At 38.8% G+C, this 18,809-nt stretch carries 16 protein-coding genes and 2 tRNA genes; 13 read left to right on the top strand and 5 right to left on the bottom strand.

Annotation, left to right across the window (positions count from 1 at the left end; genetic code table 11):
• Positions 1-176: 176 nt before the first annotated feature.
• Positions 177-261, bottom strand: a tRNA-Ser gene (locus RE317_RS15670).
• Positions 262-393: 132 nt separating this feature from the next.
• Between RE317_RS15670 and RE317_RS15665 the strand changes: the two genes are divergently transcribed.
• From RE317_RS15665 to RE317_RS15655, 3 genes are all read left to right on the top strand, one after another.
• Positions 394-2,145: an AraC family transcriptional regulator gene (locus RE317_RS15665; protein WP_005848812.1), complete on the top strand. Its 1,752-nt coding sequence runs from the start codon at positions 394-396 to the stop codon at positions 2,143-2,145.
• A 131-nt stretch (positions 2,146-2,276) separates the two neighbouring features.
• The gene (locus RE317_RS15660; protein ID WP_008668023.1) at positions 2,277-4,310 is read left to right on the top strand and encodes a cytochrome c biogenesis protein CcdA; all 2,034 of its coding nucleotides are present in this window, start codon (positions 2,277-2,279) and stop codon (positions 4,308-4,310) included.
• A 191-nt stretch (positions 4,311-4,501) separates the two neighbouring features.
• Positions 4,502-5,797: a serine dehydratase subunit alpha family protein gene (locus tag RE317_RS15655; protein ID WP_005839040.1), complete on the top strand. Its 1,296-nt coding sequence runs from the start codon at positions 4,502-4,504 to the stop codon at positions 5,795-5,797.
• Between the two features lie 74 nt (positions 5,798-5,871).
• On the opposite strand, the gene RE317_RS15650 is transcribed toward RE317_RS15655, so the two are convergent.
• Entirely contained in the window at positions 5,872-6,150 is a 279-nt protein-coding gene (locus RE317_RS15650) for a GNAT family N-acetyltransferase (protein WP_005839036.1), read from the bottom strand.
• A gap of 149 nt (positions 6,151-6,299) precedes the next feature.
• Positions 6,300-10,259 carry a two-component regulator propeller domain-containing protein gene (locus RE317_RS15645; RefSeq protein ID WP_008668019.1) on the bottom strand — a complete coding sequence of 1,320 codons (3,960 nt, stop codon included), beginning with the start codon at positions 10,257-10,259 and terminating at the stop codon, positions 6,300-6,302.
• 132 nt (positions 10,260-10,391) lie between these two features.
• Here RE317_RS15645 and RE317_RS15640 point away from each other — a divergent pair, with 132 nt between their 5' ends.
• From RE317_RS15640 to RE317_RS15620, 5 genes are all read left to right on the top strand, one after another.
• The gene (locus tag RE317_RS15640) at positions 10,392-11,039 is read left to right on the top strand and encodes a helix-turn-helix domain-containing protein (protein ID WP_005848815.1); all 648 of its coding nucleotides are present in this window, start codon (positions 10,392-10,394) and stop codon (positions 11,037-11,039) included.
• A gap of 5 nt (positions 11,040-11,044) precedes the next feature.
• The gene (locus tag RE317_RS15635) at positions 11,045-12,445 is read left to right on the top strand and encodes a sodium:alanine symporter family protein (RefSeq protein WP_005848816.1); all 1,401 of its coding nucleotides are present in this window, start codon (positions 11,045-11,047) and stop codon (positions 12,443-12,445) included.
• Positions 12,446-12,578: 133 nt separating this feature from the next.
• Positions 12,579-13,205 (top strand): hypothetical protein, encoded by a 627-nt coding sequence (locus RE317_RS15630; RefSeq protein ID WP_005839026.1) that lies wholly within the window; start codon positions 12,579-12,581, stop codon positions 13,203-13,205.
• A 14-nt stretch (positions 13,206-13,219) separates the two neighbouring features.
• Positions 13,220-13,813 (top strand): uracil-DNA glycosylase family protein, encoded by a 594-nt coding sequence (locus RE317_RS15625; RefSeq protein WP_005839021.1) that lies wholly within the window; start codon positions 13,220-13,222, stop codon positions 13,811-13,813.
• Positions 13,814-13,880: 67 nt separating this feature from the next.
• Positions 13,881-13,953: transfer RNA gene (locus RE317_RS15620), tRNA-Trp, on the top strand.
• Positions 13,954-14,012: 59 nt separating this feature from the next.
• Here the strand turns inward: RE317_RS15620 and RE317_RS15615 are convergent.
• A complete protein-coding gene (locus RE317_RS15615) occupies positions 14,013-14,558 on the bottom strand; it encodes a radical SAM protein (RefSeq protein WP_005848817.1) in 546 nt (181 codons plus the stop codon).
• The gene (gene queD, locus RE317_RS15610; RefSeq protein ID WP_005839017.1) at positions 14,545-14,877 is read right to left on the bottom strand and encodes a 6-carboxytetrahydropterin synthase QueD; all 333 of its coding nucleotides are present in this window, start codon (positions 14,875-14,877) and stop codon (positions 14,545-14,547) included. Before queD ends, RE317_RS15615 begins: the two co-directional genes overlap by 14 nt.
• A 134-nt stretch (positions 14,878-15,011) precedes the next feature.
• Between queD and RE317_RS15605 the strand changes: the two genes are divergently transcribed.
• From RE317_RS15605 to RE317_RS15585, 5 genes are all read left to right on the top strand, one after another.
• Positions 15,012-15,374 (top strand): YbaN family protein, encoded by a 363-nt coding sequence (locus RE317_RS15605; RefSeq protein ID WP_005839013.1) that lies wholly within the window; start codon positions 15,012-15,014, stop codon positions 15,372-15,374.
• Between the two features lie 172 nt (positions 15,375-15,546).
• The gene (locus RE317_RS15600; protein ID WP_005848819.1) at positions 15,547-15,840 is read left to right on the top strand and encodes a hypothetical protein; all 294 of its coding nucleotides are present in this window, start codon (positions 15,547-15,549) and stop codon (positions 15,838-15,840) included.
• A gap of 29 nt (positions 15,841-15,869) precedes the next feature.
• Positions 15,870-16,163 (top strand): cell division protein ZapA, encoded by a 294-nt coding sequence (locus RE317_RS15595; RefSeq protein WP_005839009.1) that lies wholly within the window; start codon positions 15,870-15,872, stop codon positions 16,161-16,163.
• A gap of 100 nt (positions 16,164-16,263) precedes the next feature.
• Positions 16,264-17,799: a ribonuclease Y gene (gene rny / locus RE317_RS15590; RefSeq protein ID WP_005848820.1), complete on the top strand. Its 1,536-nt coding sequence runs from the start codon at positions 16,264-16,266 to the stop codon at positions 17,797-17,799.
• 192 nt (positions 17,800-17,991) lie between these two features.
• Complete coding sequence (locus tag RE317_RS15585; protein WP_005839005.1) at positions 17,992-18,792, top strand: hypothetical protein; 801 nt, start codon at positions 17,992-17,994, stop codon at positions 18,790-18,792.
• The last annotated feature ends 17 nt before the right edge of the window (positions 18,793-18,809 follow it).

Raw genomic sequence — 18,809 nt, 5'->3', positions numbered from 1 at the left:
GATAGAGCTTTTTTCTTATATAGACTTGCTAAATTATATGCTTAAATATAAAATCCCTCAGATTGTTACGTTGACCCAATGCTTTGATATGCTTATTTTTGCCATGCACCAAAAACAAAAAATCCCCGTAAAGTATTAATTTACAGGGATTTTCTTTGTTTTGCAATTCTTTCCAGCGGAGAGACAGGGATTCGAACCCCGGGTACCTCGCGGTACAACGGTTTTCAAGACCGCCGCAATCGACCACTCTGCCACCTCTCCAAAACTTCCTTTCAGAAGTGCTTTTTGTTGAAAGCGTTGCAAAGGTACGACTTTATTTTAAATATGCAAGACTTTTGAACAAGAAAAATTAAAGGTTTTATTATATTTGCACTCTCAACCGAAAAAAAGCATATGAAACTAAAATGTCTTTTCTTACTGTTACTTTTGGGAATATCCTTTTGTGTACATGCACAAAAGCGCCCCGTCATCCTTGAGAAACAGTTGGAGATCATTAGGAAAGAACCTGATAACGGGGATGCATTAAAGTTTCTATGCCAATACTATTTAAATAAAGGAGATTATTCCAAAACCATCACTTACGCCGAGATTATGAAAAACGTAGCGGACAAGACTAAAAATCCTCTACTCCAACTCTATTCATATATCTACCAAGCACAAGCACAAATGATGAGCGGACGGGAAAAAATAGCCAAAAAAAACTTGAACCTTTCTCTTGAACTAGCAACCAAACTGAATAATGACTCCACCCTTTGTTCCGTCTATGGTAGTCTCGGACTCTACTCTGCAAATATTGAAACCGATTATTACCGTGCCATACGATGGCTTTATAAAGGTATCCAGTTGGCACAACAAAATAATTTCCAACAACAATACGCTTTGCTTTTAGGCAATTTAGCAAACATCTATTACCTCAAAAAAGATACAGCCGGTATCAAATACGCATTAGAATGTTATGAATTAGGACACAGTATGCGTAATCCATACATCATTTATTCCGGTGCAGTAAATTCTGCCTATATGTATTTTTTAATGAAACAGAATGAGGAAGCAATGAAATATATACATGAAGCCGAAACATTGATGCTGGAAAATGATTTCTACGACCAGGCCCATACCTACAATCTCTTTGGTAATATATTATATGATATGGGTGAATATGCCCAGGCCTTGGAATATTACAAAAAAGCCATGAAGGACAAACAGGCGGCACAAACTTCCTCTATTGTCTATGCCCATTTGGGATATGCACGTATACTAATGCAGCAAAACAAACAACCAGAAGCTATTTTATTGCTAAAACAAGGAATAGCTATTTCTTATGCACGCGTCAACGCCATCCATCGCAATGAACTATACGAAAATCTGTCCACCTGCTATGAGCAATTGCACCAATATCATGACGCACTGAAATATTATAAAATATTCCGTTTGGAAAACGACAGTCTTTTCAACAAGGACAAAGAAAGAGATTTAAGTGAAATGCGATTCAAATACGACTCTGAGCGGCAGGAAAATTTGATAAAACAAAGCAAGCTGGATGTAATGCAGAAAGAACAGCGTATACAACAACAGACATTTATTCTTATTATCATTGTGATTGTTCTAGGATTGCTTTATTACCTCTACCACCGTAAAAACAAACTTTATTTAAGTATAGTCAAGCAAAACCAAGAAGCAATCAAAAGAGAAACGGAACTGAATCGCCGTATAAAAGAATTGGAAACCAATGCCCCCTCCATGGTTTCTACTTCCGAAAAATATGCTTCCTCCTCACTCACCGACGAGAAAAGTTTAGAACTTTTCCGTACATTAGAGCGTATTATGAGAGAAGAAAAAATTTACAAAGACAATTTTATAACAAAAGACAAAGTAGCAGAAATATTAGGAACTAACCGTACTTATCTATCACGTATCATCAATGAACAATCCAAACTATCCTTCACTCATTATGTAAACCGTTTCCGTATTGAAGAAGCTATCCGTCTATTATCCGACCCCAATAACGAAACTCCGCTGAAAGCCATTTCTACAGAGCTGGGATTTAACTCCATTTCCACCTTTTATAACCTTTTCCAATCCTCAGTGGGAATGACTCCCTCCCAATATAGGAACAAAGTTATGGAACTTCAAAAAGAGCAATAGGTTATCTTTTTGCTCTTTTTTTATTCTGAAAACAGCAATTGCCGATATTAATATAGGTATAAAGAGGCATATCTAAGATATTATCCCTTACTTTGCGGTATGAACATTAATCCAAATTTAAATAATACGTAATGAAAAAGAAGTTTTTTTTAAGTTGCCTCTTAATCGTTATGGCATTGCTTCCGGCAGTTGCCCAGATTCAAGATCCGGTACAATTCAAAACCGAGTTAAAGACGATTTCCGATACGGAAGCACAAATAGTATTCACTGGTAAGATTGATGCCGGATGGCACGTTTATTCCACTGATCTTCCTTCGGGAGGTCCTATCTCCGCTACTTTCAACGTAGACAAGATAGAAGGAGTAGAATTAGTAGGAAAGCTCACTCCACAAGGTAAAGAAATTGAAAACTTCGACAAGGTGTTTGAAATGAAATTACGTTACTTTGAGAACACTGCCATTTTCATTCAGAAACTAAAAATAACGGGCGCTACCTATATGATAGAAGGTTATATGGAATTCGGTGCCTGCAACGATGAAAACTGTCTGCCTCCTACTGAAGTTTCTTTCTCTTTCTCCGGAAAAGGAGTTGCCGCTGCCACTACAAGCAAGACTGCTGAACCCGCAAAAACAGAAACAGCCATAACGGAAGTTCCTGTAGCGGAAACAGCTACTGCAACTACCGCAACAGATAGTGCTACAACTGCCGCCCTGATCGGCAATGACACTGCTGTCCAAGATTATTGGACTCCGGTTATCCAAGAGCTGAACACATTTGGCGAAACGACATCACAACAAGACCGTTCATGGATTTACATCTTCTTTGCCGGGTTTATCGGTGGATTACTTGCCTTATTTACGCCCTGTGTATGGCCTATCATCCCAATGACGGTAAGTTTCTTTTTAAAACGTAGCAAAGACAAAAAGAAAGGAATCCGTGATGCATGGACATATGGTGCTTCTATCGTAGTGATCTATGTATTATTAGGTCTTGCCATAACCTTGATATTCGGTGCCAGTGCCTTGAATGCACTTTCCACAAATGCTATTTTTAACATATTCTTCTGCTTGATGCTAATTGTGTTTGCAGCCTCTTTCTTTGGAGCATTCGAACTTACTCTTCCTTCAAAATGGAGCAATGCAGTAGACAGTAAAGCGGAACAGACCAGTGGTTTGTTAAGTATCTTCCTGATGGCATTCACCCTATCTTTGGTTTCATTCTCATGCACAGGTCCTATCATCGGCTTTTTGTTGGTAGAAGTTTCCACTACAGGTAGTGTAGTTGCCCCTGCTATCGGCATGTTAGGTTTTGCTCTTGCATTAGCGTTGCCATTCACACTGTTTGCCATGTTCCCGTCTTGGCTGAAATCCATGCCTAAATCCGGTGGTTGGATGAATGTAATTAAAGTAGTATTAGGTTTCCTTGAGCTCGCATTTGCTTTGAAATTCCTGTCGGTTGCTGACTTGGCTTATGGATGGGGAATTCTAGACCGTGAAACATTCCTTGCTTTGTGGATTGTGATTTTCGCTTTGCTAGGCTTCTATTTGCTGGGTAAGATCAAATTCCCTCACGATGATGATGATGATAAAGTAGGTGTTGCCCGTTTTTTTATGGCTCTTATCTCACTTGCATTTGCTGTATATATGGTACCGGGCTTATGGGGTGCTCCTTTGAAAGCTGTCAGCGCATTTGCTCCTCCCATGAATACACAAGACTTCAACTTATACACCAATGAAGTACATGCGCAGTTTGATGACTACGATGCCGGTATGGAATATGCAAAACGTACCGGAAAACCGGTAATGCTTGACTTTACAGGTTACGGATGTGTAAATTGCCGTAAAATGGAAGCTGCTGTATGGACTGATCCGAAAGTAAACAAGTTGATGACTGAGGACTATGTACTGATTACATTGTTCGTTGATAACAAAACTCCATTGCCCGAACACATCAAAGTGATGGAGAACGGTAAGGAACGTACACTACGCACGATCGGTGATAAATGGAGTTACCTGCAACGCTCTAAATTCGGTGCCAATGCACAACCTTTCTATGTATTGATTGACAATGAGGGAAAACCGTTGAATAAATCATATTCATATGATGAGGATATAGACAAATATGTTGATTTCCTCCAGACCGGATTACAAAACTATAAAAAATAACCAAAGTGTGTCAAAAGTCGAAGGAGTGTCAAAACTAAATAAACCTATCATTTTATTCATTCAGAATATTCTTTAATGAAAAATATTCTGAAAATCAACAAAAAGGAAAAGACAAACGAAACGATAGTTTTATTCGAGTTTTGACACACTTTCAAAAAGATTTTTGCAAGACCCCTTAATAATTATCTACTATGATCGCCAAACCAGAAAGAGAGCAAATCATTGCCCTTATAAATCGCGAGGTCGTTCCGGCTATCGGGTGCACAGAACCCATAGCCGTAGCCCTTTGTGTAGCAAAAGCAACAGAAACACTAGGTAAAAGACCTGAAAGGATTAAAGCTTTACTCAGCGCCAATATTCTTAAGAACGCCATGGGAGTAGGCATCCCGGGAACAGGAATGATTGGGCTACCTATCGCTATCGCCTTAGGGGCATTAATCGGAAAATCCGAATATCAATTGGAAGTCTTAAAAGACAGCACTCCTGACGCCGTAGCAGAGGGTAAAAAACTAATTGACTCACAAGCTATCTCTATCGGGCTGAAAGAGAATATAGAAGAAAAGTTATATATCGAAATTATCTGTGAAGCTGATGGTGATACAGCGACGGCCATTATTGCTTGCGGGCATACCAATTTTATATATGTGGCCCTAAACAACCAAGTTTTACTAAACAAACAAACTACCTCCACCTGCAATGAGGATGCAAAAGAGCCGGAGTTGAACTTGCGGAAAGTGTACGATTTTGCCACCACCACACCATTGGATGAAATTCGTTTTATTCTTGAGACCAAACGTTTGAACAAAGCAGCGGCAGAACGTTCTTTCAAAGGAAACTACGGTCACGAATTAGGCAAGATTCTGAAAAGCAGCAAAAGCGAAGAACAAATATTGGGAAGTAATACATTTACTCACATCCTTTCTTATACCTCGGCAGCTTGCGATGCACGTATGGCGGGAGCTATGATTCCTGTCATGAGCAATTCAGGAAGTGGGAACCAAGGAATTACAGCTACTTTACCGGTAGTAGTCTATGCCGAAGATAACCATAAATCAGAAGAAGAATTGATCCGCGCACTGACACTTAGCCACCTGACAGCGATTTACATCAAACAAAGCTTGGGACGTCTGTCTGCACTATGCGGCTGTGTAGTGGCTGCAACAGGTTCCAGCTGTGGTATCACTTATTTGATGGGAGGCACTTACGAGCAAATCACTTTTGCCGTACAAAATATGATCGCTAACCTGACAGGTATGATTTGTGACGGAGCCAAGCCCAGTTGTGCTCTGAAATTAAGCAGCGGTGTTTCTACTGCTGTATTTTCAGCTATATTAGCGATGGAACATAAATGTGTATCTTCTGTAGAAGGTATCATTGACAATGATGTGGACCGCAGCATCCGCAACCTGACCAGAATTGGTTCACAAGGCATGAATGAAACCGATAAACTAGTATTGGATATTATGACCCACAAACAATGTGATTAAATATATATAAAGATAAGAGAGTTAAAAACGAATCAGACACGGCATTTTATACAATCCGTGTCTGATTTTATTTCTCACTCCACCAACATGTCTTTATATTGGGTATGCCGGGTAAAAAACATTTTTGCAAAAGAACAAGTAGGACGTATTTTAAGCCCTACAACCGAAGCATATCTCACAGCGGCCTCGGTCAAAGCCTGAGCTATTCCCTGCCCTTCCAACTGTGGGGGAACTATGGTATGAAGGATATCCAAAACTCCGTTCTTTTCATCATATTGCAAATAGGCGATTTGTCCCGATTCAAATACTTCGAAACGGTCTACTTTCTCGTCATGTATAACTGTATGTTCCATTCTATATTGGTTTTAATGTATAACTATTACTAATAAAAACAATAATAAAATGGAATTGTTTTTACTCATAGATGAAATCTGTTACAGAACGTATGTCTGTTGACGAAACTCCGATACACACTTTAAATGACACTATAAAATATTGAGAACTATCTGCCTTGTCTATATTGAAAAGCCGAAGGTAGTATACCAAATTCTTCCTTAAAATACCGACTGAAATATTTCGGATTATTAAAGCCCACCTGATAGGCTATTTCTGAAATATTCTGTTGACTTCCACGGAGTAATTGGGCAGCCCGCTGTAAACGAATTATACGAATAAACTCGATAGGAGTCTTACCGGTAATAGCCAATAACTTTTTATATAAATGAACGCGGCTCATCCCTAATTCCTTGCTTAACTCTTCTACAGACAAATCACTGCGTGCAATATTGTCTTCTACATATTTCACAGCATGATTTATCAGTTTTTCATCCATCGAAGTTATGGCAGTCCCACTAGGTTTGAAATCAATATAAGCATGATTCCAAACCGTTTTCAACTTCTGTTCACTTTTTTCTTCAGGAACAGCAGTCACCATTTCCGGCAACTCCTCCGGTGGAATAATATGAGTTATCATCTCATTATCCTCACCCTCAACCAATTGAATCACCGTTGCTCTTTGTGGAGCAACGGCTGAGATTGTTTCTATGTTTTTTTCTTCTGCAATTTCTTCCGTATTACCAGATTCTAATCTTCGGATATCCTCCTCCAGTCCTTCTATTGTTATTATATGGTTTGGTTCTTCTTCCGATTCCTCCCCGGCATTAGACGCCATATAAAACTCCGGAATCTGAAGTGTGGAAATGTCTTCTACCGGCTTATCTGTAACTTGCACCTGTTCTATCTTCGTCGGTTTACTCTCGGAACGCTTTACCGGGATATGGATAACAAAAACACAACCGACAGGAGTATTATCCATTACGTTCACCGTGCCATCGTGAAGTGTGACAAAATCACGTACAATACTCAGACCACCTCCGCCATCTGAGATATTCATATCCGGATTATCCACTTGATAAAAACGTTCGAAAATGCGTTCTCTGTTTTCTTCTTTAATGCCGACACCTGTATCAGCCACTCTGATTTCCAGCATTTCCCGAGAATCCTGTCCTTCCACTAAACCGACAGACACATCAACTCGTCCACCATTGCAAGTAAATTTTAAAGCATTGGAAAGCAGATTCATCATCACTTCCCTCATTTTATCCCCATCAAACAACATATTCAACGAAGGAACTGCTGAATGAAAAATGAGAGAAATATCTTTCTTTTCAGACAAAGAGATAAAAGAATCACAAATCGTATGAATACAAGAGATGATATCATCATCAGACAGACTTAAATAATATCCATTCACATCAATTTTCCTAAAATCCAACAACTGATTTACAAGATTCAACAACCTTAATGCATTGCGTTGCACTATATTCAATTTATCCATCAGAGCAGCATCCGATTGATATTCCTTCATCAGCGTTTCCAACGGTGAGATAATAAGAGTGAGCGGAGTACGTAATTCGTGGCCGACATGAGTGAAGAACTTCAATTTCATATCTGCCTTCTCCTGATTCCTCTCTATTTCTTGCTTTATTTGCTGTTTTTTAAATTTATCCCGTTCTCCACGCAGAATCCAATAGCGTCCCAATATCAATACAGCAACCAACAAAAGGCTATAAACAACATATGCCCAAACGGAACGCCAAAAAGGAGGATAGATAACAATTTTCAATGAAGCTTCTTCATCTCCACCATATCCGTCACTGTTGACTGCTTTCACCTTCAGCATATAAGTTCCGGGAGCTAGATTAGTATAAGTCACTTTGCCAAAGGCAGTAGTCATCCAACCCTCATTGAAACCTTCCAGTTTATAAGCATACTCCGTTTTTTCCGGCAAAATATAGTTATCAGAAGCAAATTGTACACTGAACATATTCTGTTCATAACTCAATTTTATCTGATCTACCTTGTTCAACGCCTTATCCAAAATCACCCTACCTTCATATTCCTCACCCACCCCTACTTCTTCATTGAACAAGAACAAACGGGTAAACATCACGCTGGGACGTTTTTTATTGTATTTTATATCATCCGGACGGAAGCGGTTAATACCATACAGCCCTCCCATAAGAATTTCTCCAGAAGACAATTTTTTAATGGAACGCAGGTTGAACCCACTATTTTGCAAACCATCTTTGTCATCATAAACACAACTATGAAAAATATAGCGCCCTGTTTTTAAATCTACTGCCGGTATGACATTAGTTATTCCACGTGCTGTAGTCACCCATATATTTTCATTACCATCTTCTACTATTCCAGAAATGATAGGGCTGGAAACTCCTTGCTCCACTCCTAATATAATCAGTTCATCCGTTTTGGGATTATAAACATTCAGCCCCTCACATGTACCAATCCATATCAATCCACGGCTATCCTCATACACCTGACTTATATTCTGATCAGAAAAATATTCCTTACCAGATTTAGTACCTTCCAGATTAACCACTTTTTTAGTTTCAATATCCAATTCCGAAAGTCCCTGAGCGGTACCAATCCACAAAGAGCCCTCTTTTCCCATACACAAAGAGGAAACATAATCGGATATCAAACCGGCCGAAGTTGTATTATAAGTGGTGAACAAACCCGTCTTGGGATTCAAACTCTGCACTCCCCCACCCAATGTACCTATCCATATAATCCCCTGCTTATCTTCAGCCAAAGCCAATACATTATTATGAGCCAAAGAATTTTGCCGTTCCGGTATGTTTTTTTTATAATGAATAATACGACCGTTATCATAACAAATCAAGCCTCCCCCAAAAGTACCAATCCAAAGTTTCCCATCACTGGCTTTCAAAATGCAAACAATGGCATCAGTAGTGAGTTTATCCTTACCTTTCTGTGGAAAAGCAGCCCGGTTGCCAGTCACGGAATTCCAATATATGATACCGACATCGTTGGTACCCAGCCACACATACCCCTCTTTGTCTTCTTCAATGCAACTAATATCTCCTATATACTCTGCACCAAATTTAAAAGCACACTCATTAAAATAGGAAATTCCTTTTTTATAAGTCCCCACCCACATAGTTTCACTGGAATCCTCGTATAGAACCATTACTGTATTATTTTGCAAACTACGTTCATCACCTGCCTTGTTCCGCAACTGCCTCACTTCCCCTGTCTTCTTATCCAATATATCAATGCCATCCTGATCTGTTCCTATCCATATACGCCCCTGCTTATCCTGTGATACAGCACGGACCATGTTATGAGACCGACGCTTGATAATATTTGTCAGCCAAGACAGCCACTTTTCCTGTTCCGGATTATAAACCCATATTCCAAGCGGACTGTACATCCATATATCATTATCACGATCTACAAACAGAGTGAAAATTCCCTGCTTGTCAGTTCCCAATTCCCCAACCAAATCATCCTGCTGCCATTTAATCTCATTTGTCCGAGTATCCAAACAAACAAGTCTTCCGGTATTATATACCAACAAGATTCCCTTACTACATTCTACAATGTCCGTAATATCACCTTCTGGCAACTGATGAGTATCAAACAAAAGCGGATACAGTAATTGAGATTCCGGAATGTACAAATAACAGCCTTTTCCTTTTATATAAAACCACATATTTTTATTATGGTCTATATATACTAATGCTGGAGTTCCGTCAATACCGACTTCACATAGCCATGCATGCACCTCCCTATCAAATGTTTCTGATTCCGAGTTGTAAATGACATAACCCACACCGGTAAGAATCCATAAATTTCCTTTATAATCTTCTTGTATGCTTTTGATATAATTATCAGGTAAAGAAGCCGGATCAGCATTATTACTACGAAACAAAGTCATCTGGCACCCGTCATACCGATTTAAACCGGAAGCTGTGGCAAACCACATAAAACCTTCGGAATCTTTAAATATATCAAGGACTTGATTGTTTGACAGACCATCTTTCACCTCCAAAAGTTTAAACATGAATTCACTTGCATGCATCAGACTAGAAAAGCATAATAATGTAATGATCAAACATTTTTTTCTTATTCCCATAGATTTTAAAGGCTAATTATTTTTATTCCACTGCAAATGAAGCAAAAAGCTTGATAACAGACAAACTAATATCGGCTTTTTTATCATTCGATACCCACAATATGTTTCATTTTTCCTATTTTTGCAATTGAAATGAAAGCATTAACGGATACACAATACATACGACAGCTTGTCTCGGAGGGAGAACACTGTCATCAGGATTTCAAATTCGAGATTTCGGACGCACGCAAAATAGCCCGTAGCCTTTCCGCATTCGCCAATACCGAGGGCGGCAGGCTGTTAATAGGAGTAAAGGACAATGGCAAAATAGCAGGAGTCCGCTCTGACGAAGAAATATATATGATAGAAGCAGCAGCAACCATGTATTGCAAGCCCAAAGTAGAACTGGAAACGCAGACTTACAAGGTAGAAGGAAAAACTGTATTGGAAATACGTATTAACGAAACGGTTTCTAAACCTGTATATGCCCTAGATGAAACGAATAAGCCATGGGCCTATATCCGCATCAAAGACGAAAACATACTGGCCACTCCCGTCCATCTAAAGATGTGGCAACACAGCAAAAAACCTGAAGGAGCACTTGTAACATTTACCGAAAGAGAGCAACGGTTACTGGATGTCTTGAAAGAAAAAGAAAAACTTTCATTAAATCAATGTTGCAAACTTTGCAGGTTAAACCACAAGACAACTTGTGAACTATTAGCAGACTTTATCCGTTTTGGTCTAGTGGAACTTGTTTTCCATGGACATAAGTTCTATTTTAAATTAAACAAGGAATAAGTAAAATGGATATACTGACCCTATTAATCAGCAGAGTGAATGATGTGCTTTGGACTTATATTTTGATCATCATGCTGTTAGGATGTGCATTTTGGTTTACTTTTAAAACAAATTTCGTACAATTCCGCATGATAAGAGAAATGATACGTCTATTAGGTGATTCTACAGGCAAGACAGAAGGTCGCGAACACCATATTTCCTCTTTTCAAGCTTTTGCCGTTTCCATAGCTAGCCGCGTAGGAACAGGCAATTTGGCAGGAGTCGCCACCGCCATTACTTTGGGTGGTCCGGGTGCAGTTTTCTGGATGTGGGTAATTGCTCTTTTGGGGGCCAGCAGCGCTTTTATTGAGTCCACATTGGCCCAATTATATAAAGTACACGGACATAATTCTTTCGTTGGCGGGCCAGCTTATTACATGAAAAAAGGATTAAAACAGCCGTGGATGGGAGTTTTGTTTGCCTTTTTGCTTATCTTTACTTTTGGATTTGCTTTTAATTCAGTACAAAGCAATACCATTTGTGCCGCTTTCGAAGAAGCATTCAATATTCCTCCCAGCCTAATGGGAGTGATACTGACCTCGCTCACATTAATTATCATCTTCGGAGGCATTCAGCGTATTGCTAAAGTAAGTAGCATTATTGTTCCTGTCATGGCATTGGGATACATCTTTTTATCCCTTTTCATCGTAATTGTAAATGCAAAGCATTTGCCAGAAGTTATTGAATTGATTATAGCGAATGCCTTTGGCTGGGAACAGGCATTAAGCGGAGGTATAGGCATGGCATTAATGCAAGGAATCAAACGTGGATTATTCAGCAATGAGGCCGGTATGGGTTCCGCACCCAATGTAGCGGCAAGTGCCGATGTTACCCATCCTGTAAAACAAGGATTAATTCAGACATTGGGAGTTTTTACCGATACACTTGTCATATGTACCTGCACTGCTTTCATCATTCTTTTCAGCGGAGTGGCCTCCACAAAAGAAGCCAATGGAATAAAACTTACTCAAATGGCACTGAATAATGAAATAGGCAACATCGGGACTATTTATGTGGCGGTGGCAATTCTGTTTTTCGCCTATAGCAGCATTTTGGGAAATTATTATTACGGTGAAGCCAATGTACGTTACATAACTCATCGGAAATGGGCTATCCCCATTTATCGTATAGCAGTGGGAGGAATGGTTATGTTTGGGGCATTGGCCAGTCTGGAACTGGCATGGAGCCTGGCCGATATGGCAATGGGATTTATGACTATCTGTAACTTGATAGCCATTACTTTACTAGGGAAATATGCATTCCGTCTATTGGAAGACTATCGAATTCAGAAACGTAACGGGGTCAAAAATCCAGTTTTCACCAAAGACAGAATGAAAGATATTGAAAATGATTTGGAATGCTGGTAACACAAAGCAATACCCCCGGCATCAACCATTCAATAAAAATGATAAATAGTAAAACAAAAGGATTTTAATCAAAAATGTTTCAGTTTTTATCGCTATCTTTGCAGACAGGAAAACAATATAATTTAAGAACACAATGAGCATATTTTCAAAATTATTTGGTAAAAAACAGACAGAAGGAGAAGAAACAAGCCGCATAGGTGGTATGGAAGACTTCATGACACTAATCCGTGTATATTATCAGTCTGTAATGGCCTGCAACATAGGTATCACAAATATTAATTTTTTGCCAGACATGGCAGTTTTCAAACGCACCCTTAAAATACCGACCCAAAACAACAAGTTGGGAATTGCTGAGAAGTCACGCTGCAAAAAGATGTTAGTAGAACTTTATGGTCTAAGTGATGATTTCTTTAAAGAAATTGACGGTTCTATAAAAAAGAATTGCAAGAATGTAAATGATGTCAAGACTTATCTTTTTATGTTCCAAGGATTCAGCAATGACTTGATGATGCTGATAGGTAATTTGATGCAATGGAAATTCCGTATGCCCAGCGTAATGAAAAAAATGTTACGTAACATGACCGAGAAAACAATTCATGATATCATGACCAAGACCGACTGGAAAGACGAAAGCGTACACAAGACCTGTGTTGCCATCCGTAAATACAAACAAGCCTTAGGATATTCTGAAAACTGGATGACGGAATATGTGTATAACATTGTATTACTGGCTAAAAAAGAACCAAAGCCAAAAGAATAATCATTAAAGATTTTATGAAATCCTTATTAAATATAGAAGAACATCCATTAGAGCCTTTTTTACCGGTTAACGCCAAACTACTGATGTTAGGCAGTTTTCCCCCACAAAAGAAACGATGGAGCATGGAATTCTTTTATCCCAATCTGCAAAATGATATGTGGCGTATTTTTGGAATAATATTTTTCCAAAACAAAGACCACTTTCTGAATCCTGACAAAAAGGTATTTGACAAGGAACGTATTATTGATCTTTTGAACAAAAAAGGCATCGCACTTTATGATACCGCTTCAGCTGTTCGCCGTTTACAGGACAATGCCTCAGACAAATTTCTGGAAGTTGTAGAACAGACAGATATCAGTTTGCTACTGAAGCAGATTCCAATGTGCAAGGCCATTGTAACCACAGGACAAAAAGCAACGGATATTATTCGTGAACAAATAAAGGTAAAAGAACCCGTTGTAGGAACCAGTGAACCTTTCGAATTCGAAGACCGGACAATGCGATTATACAGAATGCCTTCGTCCAGCCGTGCCTACCCGTTGCCCATTGAAAAAAAATCAGCAATATACCGGGTCATGTTCAATGAGTTAGGCCTATTAAACGAATAATGAACAATATTTTTTCATAAATAGGTTTGTATATTCCAAATATTACACTACCTTTGCAGCCGCAAACACGGGAGTAGCTCAGTTGGTAGAGCACCGGTCTCCAAAACCGGGTGTCGGGAGTTCGAGCCTCTCCTCCCGTGCAAAAAAGATTATTCAATGCCACGCCATTGGATAATCTTTTTTTATATTTTCTACTTTCTTAAGGAATTTGCAAAAGTTTATGAGTTTGTAGGCTCAACCGCCACTCTGGATGTTGCAAAATGTAAGCAATCACTTCTTCTGTATTAGCACAAGAACAAGGCTGCAAAAAATAATGACTGGCAGACAAATCCAAATAAGCAGAAACATCTTGTCCCACATAAACCACTTTCACCTCATCTATACGATCTAGATTTATTTTCGCCCCTTCTTTAGGGGAACAAGTAACCCAATCTATATTTTCAGGCAGCAGACAAGTGCCGTTTGTCTCAATACAAACATACTTCCCTTCATGATGCAATGCATCAACTAACTTTTCATCAATCCACAATCCTGGCTCACCACCAGTCAGTATTACTACCTGGGTCGAATATTTTGCCACTTCCATCACAATATCCTCATCACTCATCAATGTACCTTCTTCATGCTGAGTATCGCAAAAAGGACATCTCAAATTGCACCCGGAAAAACGTACAAAAACGGCAGGTATTCCAGTATGATACCCTTCCCCCTGTAAGCTGTAAAATATTTCATTAATCCTTCTCATAGATAACGGTATTTCCTTCTGACTCGCGAACTTCAACCTTGAAACAAGTGGGAATTTGCTCACATACCCAGCGTGCAATATTTTCAGCTGTAGGATTAAAAGAAACAACCTCATTCAAATTCCGGTGATCCAAACGCCCCATCACCGTTTCCTTGATATGCGTGAAATCCACCACCATACCATCCTCGTTCAAAACCTCGGAACGACAATAAACGGTAATAATCCAATTGTGACCGTGCAAATTCTCACATTTACTTCTATACGACAGCTTCAAGCTATGGGAAGCTGAAATTTCCATTCGTTTAATTACTGTATACATAGCATTTAATTATAATAAGAAAGAACTCACACCTAATGTCACCTCGGTGCTACAGGACGCAAAGATACACCATAAAAAAGAATAATATAAAAAGGACACTGTATTTTTTTGTTTTTTGGTCTATATTTGCACCTATGAAAATACTATATACCATTGTAGGAACAACCTCACTCATACTAGGCATTATCGGCATATTTCTTCCTTTACTGCCTACCACCCCCTTTTTATTACTGACAGCCGCCATGTATTTCCGCAGTTCACCACGCTGGTATCATTGGCTCATCCAACAAAAATATTTAGGAAGCTACATCCGCAATTTCCGAGAGCATAAAGCAATACCTTTACATGCCAAAATCATTTCCGTATCATTAATATGGATTACCCTAAGCTATTGCGCCATCTGGACACTACCCTACATTTGGGCAAGAATCCTGTTTCTGATTATTGCAATCGGTACTACCTGGCACATCTTGTCCTATAAAACATTAAAACGATAGACAATCCTCAACAGACATATGTAATAGTAAAAAGATCATATTCGAACAGCACGGGAAAAACAGCTAATAAAGACGTTAAAAAAGTTTTTTAAACGACAAACGATAAATTTAGGACGAAATATTTTCGTGTTTGCTTCCAATCCTTTATATTTGTGTACAATTTTGGTATAAAATGACTGAAGAAGACAAAAAGCTATTAAATACTTTCGAGGCAAGACTGAGGCATTTTATGTATTTGCATGATGAATTGAAACATGAAAATGCACAGTTAAAGCAACTTCTCACTGAAAAAAACGAGGAGGTAAGACGATTGGAAAATAGCCGGAAAGAATTAGAAGTAAGGTATACCAATTTGAAAATGGCGAGGACAATCAGTATTCATGATAAAGACATCAATGATACAAAACAACGGTTGTCAAGGCTTGTGCGTGAGGTCGACAAATGCATCGCTTTATTAAACGAATAAAAAAAGTTGGACAATAAAACGATAGTATTATGGACGATATGATGAAGATACATCTACTGATTGACAACGAACGATACCCGATGACCATCCGTCGTGAAGATGAACAGTTATACAGGGACGCTGCCAAACAGATTGACAATAAACTAAACAAATACCGTAGTTATTACCCTGATTTCAGCCCCGCAAGGCATTGGGCAATGGCTGCGCTGGAGTTAGCTTTTGAAAATATTTCTATGAAAGACAGGAATAATACTGCACCTTATCAGGAAAAATTGAAGGAGCTGACCAAAGAGATAGAAAAACAAATCAGTAACAGAGAGTAATCGTTTAGAATTGAAGATATTCACGCACAGCTATACTGTTAAGAGAAGGGTTCTTAACAGATAGATTGTGCGTTTTTTATTTATATATAAATTAATAACAATGATAACAACGGTAATAATAGCAATTGTGTGTTTCGCTGTAGGTGGTGGCCTATCATACATGCTTTTCAGATATGGCCTGAAATCTAAGTATGACATCATCATCAAAGAGGCACAGACGGAAGCTGAAGTAATTAAAAAGAACAAGCTTTTGGAAGTAAAAGAAAAATTCCTGAACAAAAAAGCTGATCTGGAAAAAGAAGTCGCCCTACGTAACCAAAAGATTCAGCAAGCCGAAAATAAATTAAAACAACGCGAACTGATGTTGAACCAAAAACAGGAAGAGGTTCAACGCAAACGTACAGAAGCGGAAGCTATCAAAGAAAATCTAGAAGCTCAAATTGTCATCATAGACAAGAAAAAGGATGAACTGGATAAATTACAAATGCAAGAACGTGAAAAACTGGAAGCTCTTTCCGGTCTTTCTGCTGAGGAGGCCAAAGAACGCCTGATTGAATCTTTGAAAGAAGAAGCGAAAACACAGGCTGCTTCCTATATTAACGACATTATGGACGACGCCAAATTAACAGCTAATAAAGAAGCTAAACGTATCGTTATCCAGTCTATCCAACGAGTAGCCACAGAAACTGCTATCGAAAACTCTGTAACCGTATTCCATATTGAATCGGACGAAATAAAGGGACGCATCATCGGCCGTGAAGGGCGTAATATCCGGGCTTTAGAAGCAGCAACCGGTGTCGAAATCGTTGTAGATGACACACCCGAGGCTATTGTACTTTCAGCGTTTGACCCTGTACGCCGCGAAATTGCCCGCTTAGCATTACACCAACTGGTTACAGATGGACGTATCCACCCGGCACGCATTGAAGAAGTGGTAGCTAAAGTACGCAAACAGGTAGAAGAAGAAATTATTGAAACCGGTAAACGTACCACTATTGATTTAGGTATTCATGGCCTGCACCCTGAATTGATCCGTATTATCGGTAAGATGAAATATCGGTCCTCATACGGTCAGAACCTTCTACAACATGCTCGTGAAACAGCCAATCTTTGCGCTGTGATGGCTTCTGAACTAGGTTTGAATCCTAAAAAAGCAAAACGTGCTGGATTACTGCATGATATAGGTAAAGTACCTGATGAAGAACCGGAATTGCCGCACGCATTGTTAGGCATGAAGATAGCCGAAAAATATAAAGAGAAACCAGACATATGTAATGCTATCGGTGCTCACCATGACGAAACTGAAATGACTAGCCTGCTGGCTCCCATCGTACAGGTATGTGATGCCATTTCAGGCGCACGTCCAGGCGCTCGCCGTGAAATCGTAGAAGCTTATATCAAGCGTTTGAACGATCTAGAACAATTAGCCATGTCTTATCCAGGGGTAACAAAAACCTATGCTATCCAAGCTGGCCGCGAATTACGTGTGATTGTAGGTGCCGACAAGATTGACGACAAACAGACTGAAAGTTTATCCGGTGAAATTGCGAAAAAGATTCAAGACGAAATGACTTATCCGGGACAAGTGAAGATTACAGTCATCCGCGAAACACGTGCGGTAAGTTTCGCCAAATAAAAATCAGAAACAAGAAACTCAACTATAATCCCTCTTTTTCTTTAGAAGAAAGAGGGATTTTTCATTTTGTATTCCCACATTTTATCCACAGCCTGGACAAACTCAAGAAAAAAAAATAAATTTCTAATTGCCAAGCAGTAAATCATCTAATCCTTCATTTAAATTATGTAGAACATAAAACAAGATCAAACTATGAGACTTAACAGTATGCTAGCCACAGTGCTTATTTTCCTTTGCTCTTTAGTAATTTCATCGTGCAGCAATGATGAACTTGCTCCCATCTCCTTAAAAAATAGAGAAACAGCAAATATAAAATTAAACTATCCTAATAATCAGACATACTCTTTTCCTTTGCAAGGGGGAGACGGGAATTATGAAATAAGCTGCGATAAACCGGAAATTATAGAAACCAAAATGATTTCTTCTTGCGACATATCCATAAAAGCATTAGCATTAGGTGAAGCGATTATTACTGTAAGAGATCAATCAGGAAACACACTTGACATTCATGTAATAGTAGACTATTACACCGATAATTACATTGTAAGCAAACAGGATATACTTCTTACAGGAGACTTAAAAGATTCTGAAAAACAAACAATTAAAGAAAAAGCATTAGCTACAATACCAGTAAAGACAGGAGGAGGATACAAATTTATCTACACGGATGCAGAAATTGCAAGAGGCAAAGTACTGGTTTATCAAGAAAAGTTTGGAAACAAGGCTATAGAAGGTAGTTTTGAAAGAAAATCCAATGAAATAGAAAATGAACAATGGGGTACAAGACATATCATCTCATTTGATCTAACTCTTCCAGAACAACCCAAAAGAACATTTATAATCTCTGAATATATACCTTCTTCCAGGACTTCCCCCATAGTCCTCATGGCTTTTTTTGAGGATTTAAAAAAGACATTCACTATAGATTATCCGACCGTCGAGCAAGTTTATACCGAGCAAGTATTAACTGTACCGTCACATTTATATTATTAATATATTATCTTTCTTTC

Source organism: Phocaeicola sp. GP0067, assembly GCF_031119655.1.
GTDB classification, from domain to species: Bacteria; Bacteroidota; Bacteroidia; order Bacteroidales; family Bacteroidaceae; genus Phocaeicola; species Phocaeicola vulgatus.
Note: the sequence above shows the minus strand (reverse complement) of the source record. Positions and strands in the feature narration are given on the sequence as shown.